This is a genomic window from Streptomyces sp. RP5T, assembly GCF_003933965.1.
In the GTDB taxonomy this organism is placed as follows: domain Bacteria; phylum Actinomycetota; class Actinomycetes; order Streptomycetales; family Streptomycetaceae; genus Streptomyces.
The window spans coordinates 1-6,074 of record NZ_RSAJ01000508.1 but is presented as its reverse complement, the minus strand read 5'-3'; the positions used below and the strand labels follow the sequence as shown (position 1 = coordinate 6,074).

5 protein-coding genes are annotated in these 6,074 nt (G+C 69.5%); 3 read left to right on the top strand and 2 right to left on the bottom strand.

Annotated elements, in window-relative coordinates:
• The first annotated feature begins 31 nt into the window (after positions 1-31).
• Both EHS43_RS34830 and EHS43_RS34825 read left to right on the top strand, forming a co-directional pair.
• Positions 32-1,405, top strand: coding sequence for a chitinase (locus tag EHS43_RS34830; protein WP_125194638.1), 1,374 nt, complete (start codon positions 32-34; stop codon positions 1,403-1,405).
• A 106-nt stretch (positions 1,406-1,511) separates the two neighbouring features.
• The gene (locus EHS43_RS34825) at positions 1,512-2,810 is read left to right on the top strand and encodes a ThuA domain-containing protein (protein ID WP_125194637.1); all 1,299 of its coding nucleotides are present in this window, start codon (positions 1,512-1,514) and stop codon (positions 2,808-2,810) included.
• 103 nt (positions 2,811-2,913) lie between these two features.
• Here the strand turns inward: EHS43_RS34825 and EHS43_RS34820 are convergent, their stop codons facing one another.
• Positions 2,914-3,450, bottom strand: coding sequence for a DinB family protein (locus EHS43_RS34820; RefSeq protein WP_125194636.1), 537 nt, complete (start codon positions 3,448-3,450; stop codon positions 2,914-2,916).
• A gap of 376 nt (positions 3,451-3,826) precedes the next feature.
• Positions 3,827-4,171 (bottom strand): hypothetical protein, encoded by a 345-nt coding sequence (locus tag EHS43_RS34815; protein ID WP_125194635.1) that lies wholly within the window; start codon positions 4,169-4,171, stop codon positions 3,827-3,829.
• Between the two features lie 440 nt (positions 4,172-4,611).
• Here EHS43_RS34815 and EHS43_RS34810 point away from each other — a divergent pair.
• Positions 4,612-6,074: SpoIIE family protein phosphatase (locus tag EHS43_RS34810; RefSeq protein ID WP_185806545.1), on the top strand; the 1,463-nt coding region annotated here is incomplete at its 3' end.

Here is a 6,074-nt window from a genome sequence, read left to right as displayed (position 1 = left end):
CCCCCCACTCCCCCGATGAAAGGCTCCCGCCATGCAACGCCTGGCTTTGCGCTGCGCTCTTTCCCTCTCCCTCGGCCTCACCGCCCTGGGCACACTCGCGGCCCCCTCCGCCTCGGCCGCGACCGGCACGATCACCGGCCTGGCCGGCAAGTGCCTCGACGTGGCCGGTGCGAGTTCGGCCGACGGCACGGCCGTACAGATCTACGACTGCAACGGCACCGCCGCCCAGCAGTGGACGGTCGGTTCCGACGGAACCATCCGGGCGCTCGGCAAGTGCCTTGACGTCACCGGCAGTTCGACGGCCAACGGCGCCCAGCTCCAGCTCTGGACCTGCACTGGCGGCGCCAACCAGAAGTGGAGCGTCAGCGCCGCGCGCGACATCGTCAACCCGGCCGCCGACAAGTGCCTGGACGTCACCGGCAACACCTCCGCCAACGGCACCCGCACCCAGATCTGGACCTGCACCGGAGCCGCCAACCAGAAGTGGAACGCGCCCGCCGCCGACGGCGGTACGACGCCGCCGAGCTCCGCGCCGATGGCCGTGGCGCCGTACCTCTACAACGGCTGGGGCAATCCGCCCAGCCCTACGACTGTCATGAATGCAACAGGCGTGAAGTGGTTCACGCTGGCGTTCGTCCTCAGCAACGGTTACTGCAACCCGCAGTGGGACGGCGGCCGGGCGCTGACAGGAGGAGTCGACCAGCAGACGATCAACACCGTGCGTGCCAACGGCGGTGACGTCGTCCCGTCCTTCGGCGGCTACAGCGGCAACAAGCTGGAGAGTTCGTGCTCCAGCGCCGGCGAGCTGGCGGCGGCCTACCAGAAGGTCATCAACGCCTACTCGTTGAAGGCGATCGACATCGACCTAGAGGCCGACGCGTACAGCAACGGCACCGTGCAGCAGCGGACCGTGGACGCCCTCAAGACCGTCAAGGCCAACAACCCGGGCATCAAGGTGTACGTCACCATCGGCACCGGGCAGAGCGGTCCCGACACGAGTCTGATCAACCGGGCGGCGGCGTCGGGACTGACCGTGGACGCCTGGACGATCATGCCGTTCGACTTCGGCGGGGCCGGGCAGAACATGGGCACCCTCACCCAGAGGGCGGCCGAAGGGCTGAAGACAGCGCTGAAGAACACGTACGGCTACAGCGACGACGCGGCCTACCGGCACATGGGCATCTCGTCGATGAACGGCATCACCGACGACAACGAGACCGTCACCACCGCCGACTTCCAGACCATCCTCAGCTACGCGCAGGCCCACCACCTGGCGCGGTTGACGTTCTGGTCGGCGAACCGTGACCGGCCCTGCCCGGGTGCCTACCCGAACGACGACACCTGCTCGGGCGTGAGCCAGACCAACTGGCAGTTCACCAGCATCTTCGCCCGGTACACCGGCTGACGGGCGCCCTCCACGCACGACCGGACATCGGCGAGCCGTCCGACCATGGCAGCCGTCCGCCCTGGAGCAACTGACCGTAGACCACACGGAAAGGCTCGACCAGAAGATGAGCATCGCCCGATCCGGCACCACCCGCGCACTGCTGCGGATCCTGCTCCTGCTGGCCACACTGCTGGGCCTCGCGGCCGTCCCGCCTCTCGCGCAGGCGTCCTCCGCCGCGGCCCCGTTCAAGGTCCTCGCCCTCTACAGCGGCACCTACGACGCGGCCCACATCGACTTCGACAAGGAGGCGAACGCCTGGTTCCCGCAGCAGGCGGCTGCCAACGGCTTCACCTACACGGCCAGCACCGACTGGGACCTGCTCGCCAACGGCGGAGTCAACGCCTACCAGGTCGTGCTGTTCCTCGACGATCTGCCGCAGACGTCCGCCCAACGCACCGGGTTCGAGGCGTACATGAGGGGCGGAGGCGGCTTCATGGGCTTCCATGTCTCGGCGTTCACGACCGACGCGGCGAGCTGGTCCTGGTACCACAACACATTCCTCGGCTCGGGCAACTTCGCGTCCAACACGTGGGGGCCCACCGCGGTGACCCTGAAGGTGGAGGACCACACGAACCCGGCCACCGTGAACCTGCCGGCCACCTTCACCTCGTCCGTCAGCGAGTGGTACAGCTGGTCCAAGGACCTGCGACAGAACCCGGACATCAAGATCCTGGCATCGATCGACCCGAGCAGCTTCCCGGTCGGCACGGACCCCAACCAGTCCTGGTACAGCGGCTATTACCCGATCCTGTGGACCAACTCGAAGTACCGGATGCTGTACGCGAACTTCGGCCACAACGCCATGAACTACACGACCAACACGCGGCTCTCGTCGACGTTCGCGAGCGCCACCCAGAACCGGTTCCTGCTGGACGGACTCAAGTGGCTGGGCGGGGGCGGCACCACGACCCCGCCGACCGGTGACCAGATCTCCGAGACCGCCTGGTACTCCGTGCAGAACAGCGGCAACGGCACGTGCGTGGACGCCCGTTCGGCGGCCACCGCGAACGGTACGGCGATCCAGCAGTACGCCTGCAACGGCACGACGGCACAGCAGTACCAGTTCCGCGGCACCGACGGCGGGTACATGCAGATCACCGCCCGCGGCAACCCGGCTCAGGTCATCGACGTGACCGACCGCTCGACGGCGGACAATGCGCCGTTGCAGCTGTGGGCCTACTCCGGCGGCACGAATCAGCAATGGCAGCCGGTGCGGGCGACAAACGGGCGCTATCACTTCGTCGCCCGGCACAGCGGCAAGTGCCTGACGGCCGCCGCAGCGGCGAAGAACAGCGTCCAGCTCACCCAACGGACCTGCGACGGTTCGGCCGCGCAGGACTTCCAGCTCACCGCCCAGTCCTGAGCCGGCGCGCGGCCACGCCAAGAGGCCTTGCGTGTGGCCGTGTCAGGGAGTCGAGGCGGCGGGTGCGCTCCCTGCATCCGCCGCCGGACGTGACAGTCGCGCACTATTCGCCAGCAACGCCGTCGATGGCCTCGCGGAGAAGATCGGCATGGCCGACGTGACGGGCGTACTCCTCGATCACGTGCTCAAGGACGAACCGCACATCGGTGTCACCGAACTCCGGGTTCGGGACGATGCGTGTGACGTCAGCGGTCACTTTCGCGAACGTCTGCCGCGACTCGTCGCACGCCTTGAGGTAGTCCTCGTAGACCTCCCTGGCCGGCGTGGCGTCCGACTCGTCGTACCACTCGCCCCCGTCAGCGGTGACGTAGGTCCGATAGGGAAAGAAGTGCGGCGTCGTGCCGGCCAGCGTCCGCTGGAACCAGGCACGCTCAACCCCCTGCAGATGGCGCATGAGCCCCAGCAGGGTCAACGCCGACGACCGCACAGGACGCAGCCGCAGTTGTGCCTCCGACAGCCCCTCGCACTTCCACAAGAAGGTCGCTCGGTGGTAGTCGAGATTCGAGGCGATCACCTCCAGCCACGGGCCCGAAGTAACGCGCTCAGGTCGGACGACCTTCTGCACCACGATGCCGCTCACGCTGGGTCTCCTCACCGGTCATCAAGCTCCGTCGACGTCGAACGCGCCCACGATCCGAGGACCGACCGGTGCCTCCAGCGGCCTCTCATGAGCACGTCCGCCCCAGAAGACCTCTCTTCGTGTCGGAACTCATCGCTCGATGCCGCCGGCCCGATCAGCCGCGGGCCGAACCTGTCGCGGATCCGGTCGGTGCCGACGGCCCGGCACCGAGTGCGTGGACGTGCCGGGCGGCCCGCAGACCGAGAACTTCCTGGCCAAGGACCTCCCCGCCGACCTGAAGCCGCACTACCGGGTCAAGGACGACCCGACGACTGGCAACCTCTTCCGCAGCGGCCCCGGCCGCATCGACCGGATCAACGGACAAGGAAATGGCCGCTTACGCGCGGAGCAGCCGCCCGGTGATCTCCCGGTACTCCCTCAGCGCCAGCCTGAGTGCGGTGGACTGGGTCTCGGCATCCTGGTCCTGCCAGCCCTCGCGCAGGCCGCGCCGCCGTTCCGCGAGCGCCTTCACCAGCGCGTCGGCCGCTGCGTCGAAGGCGGCCTCGGCCTCCTCCAGCGCCTCACGCGGGGTGTCCGCGAAGTGGTTGACGGCGTGCCCGAGGTGCCGGACGATCTTGTCCCGCTCGTCGGCCGGGATCAGCGGTTCGGGACCCTGGGTGCGGCGCGCCGCGAGGCCCGAGGACCGGTCGTCGGGCTGCTGGGCGCGTGTCTGGTCGTACATCGTCGTGTGCACCGTTTTCGTCGCGATGGAGGCACCGTCCGAAAGCGCCCTTCGCCTTCTCGACGGCCGCTCAGGGCCGCCGGAAGCCCGGTCGACCCTGCCGTTCACGGTCCTGCGCCGTGTGGTCAGTCAACGTCCGCCGACCATCCGTGTCAACGCGGTCCGCCACCGGGCACACCCCGCCCGGAGCGGGGCGGTCCGTCGCAGCACTCGCGTCAGGCACGGCAGCGGCAGGCACCCCGCGCCGAGGGACCGGAGCTTCGGCCATCGCCCGGTCTTCGGCTGCCACCGCGTCCCCGTACGGCTCGCTGGTGTAGGCGAAGCGGCCCCAGGTGTTATTGAATGAGGTTTGCGGTCAGGAATCCCGGGACTCTGTCGCCCCGGGTTCTGGTACGGCTCCGACGTGGTGCCGGGGTCGGCGAGCGAGCTGAGAGAGTCGCATGGACTCCACCCCACCCCCCTCGTCTGCGTCACCGTTCGACATGGTCAGCAGCGCTTTGGGGAAGTACATGCCAGTCGACGGAGCGGCAGCGGCCGCTGGTTCCGCCGACCCGCAGGGGGAGACCGCCGCCCGCCCGGACGTGTCCGACAACCCGGGCCCTGCCGGTCAGGAGCAAATTCTCGGCGCGGTCAATCTGGACCGGGACCTGAGGATCACCCGCTGCAATCTGGACGCCCCGGTCTTCGCGGGGGTGGAGGCCGCGACCGGGAGCCCTTTCGTCGACCTCCTGCCCCCCTCGGACGTACCGACGGTCACCCGGCGTCTACGGCAGGTCCTGGAAACCGGTGAACCGCACGTGGCCCGGGTCCAGCGTCTGCGCCGCGGCGACGGGTCGGAGCTGGTGGTCTCGATGAGCATCCTGGCGGCCGCGGCGCCTCAGGAGGGCCTGACCGTTTCCCTGATCGCCATGGCCAAGAGGCTGCACCTCTACGCCGCCGAGACCGCGATCGGCACTTCGCTGGACATCGGCGAGACCGCGCAGTCGCTGGCGCAGTCCCTGCTGGCCTGGGGTGACGTGACCGCCATCGACCTCGACTTCGCCGTCTGGACGGGTGAGGCGGTCACCGAGCAGCCGCAGGGGCGCCTACGGCTGCGGCGGGCGGCCCTGGTGCCGGACCGGGCGTGGCCCGACGGCTACGTGACCCCGGGCGAGGATCTTCCCGGCGATGCGAGTCGACTGCTGTCGCAGGCCATACGGCGTGACGATGCCGCGCAGGCCATCGTCATACCCGACCGGGACGCGATCGAACGGGTGCTCGACAGCCCCCGGCTGGTACGTGCCCTGGTGCCCGGCGACCAGGCGGCGGCCGTGGCATGCATACCGCTGGTCCTGGACGGCACGCCGCCCGTCGTCCTGGGTGTCGCGGAGGTCTGGCGGCGGGCGGACCGCCCCTTCGCGGACAGCGAGCTGCTCGACCTGCAGGAACTGGTGGCCAGGACCTCCCACCACGTGGACCTGGCCCGTCAGCACCAGCGCGAGCACACGCAGGTACTGGCCTTGCAGCGCCGACTGCTGCCACGGTCCGGCGGCGACACCATCCAGACGGCCGGCGTCTACCAGCCCGCCACCCCCGACAGCGCGGGCGTCGGCGGCGACTGGGTGAACAGCTTTCCGCTGCCGGACGGCCGTACCGCGCTGGTGGTCGGAGACGTCGTCGGGCACGGGCTGGGCGCCGCGGCGACCATGGGACAGCTGAGCATGGAGGCCCGCGCGCTGCTGTCGGCGGGGCTGGCGCCCGACGAGGTGCTCGAGCACCTGGACGAGACCGTGTCGCTGCTGGACGACGCGGAGTCCGGGCTGGCGGCCGGTTACAGCGCCCTCGGGTCGACCTGCTGCATCGCCGTGTACGACCCGGTCAGCCACCACGTGGAGGTGGCCAGCGCCGGCCACCTCCCCCCGGT

What these genes read in the sequence shown, in the direction of transcription:
- EHS43_RS34815 (WP_125194635.1), bottom strand. Translation starts at nt 4,171, where the DNA reads ATGTACGACCAGACACGCGCCCAGCAGCCCGACGACCGGTCCTCGGGC.
- EHS43_RS34825 (WP_125194637.1), top strand. Translation starts at nt 1,512, where the DNA reads ATGAGCATCGCCCGATCCGGCACCACCCGCGCACTGCTGCGGATCCTG.
- EHS43_RS34830 (WP_125194638.1), top strand. Translation starts at nt 32, where the DNA reads ATGCAACGCCTGGCTTTGCGCTGCGCTCTTTCCCTCTCCCTCGGCCTC.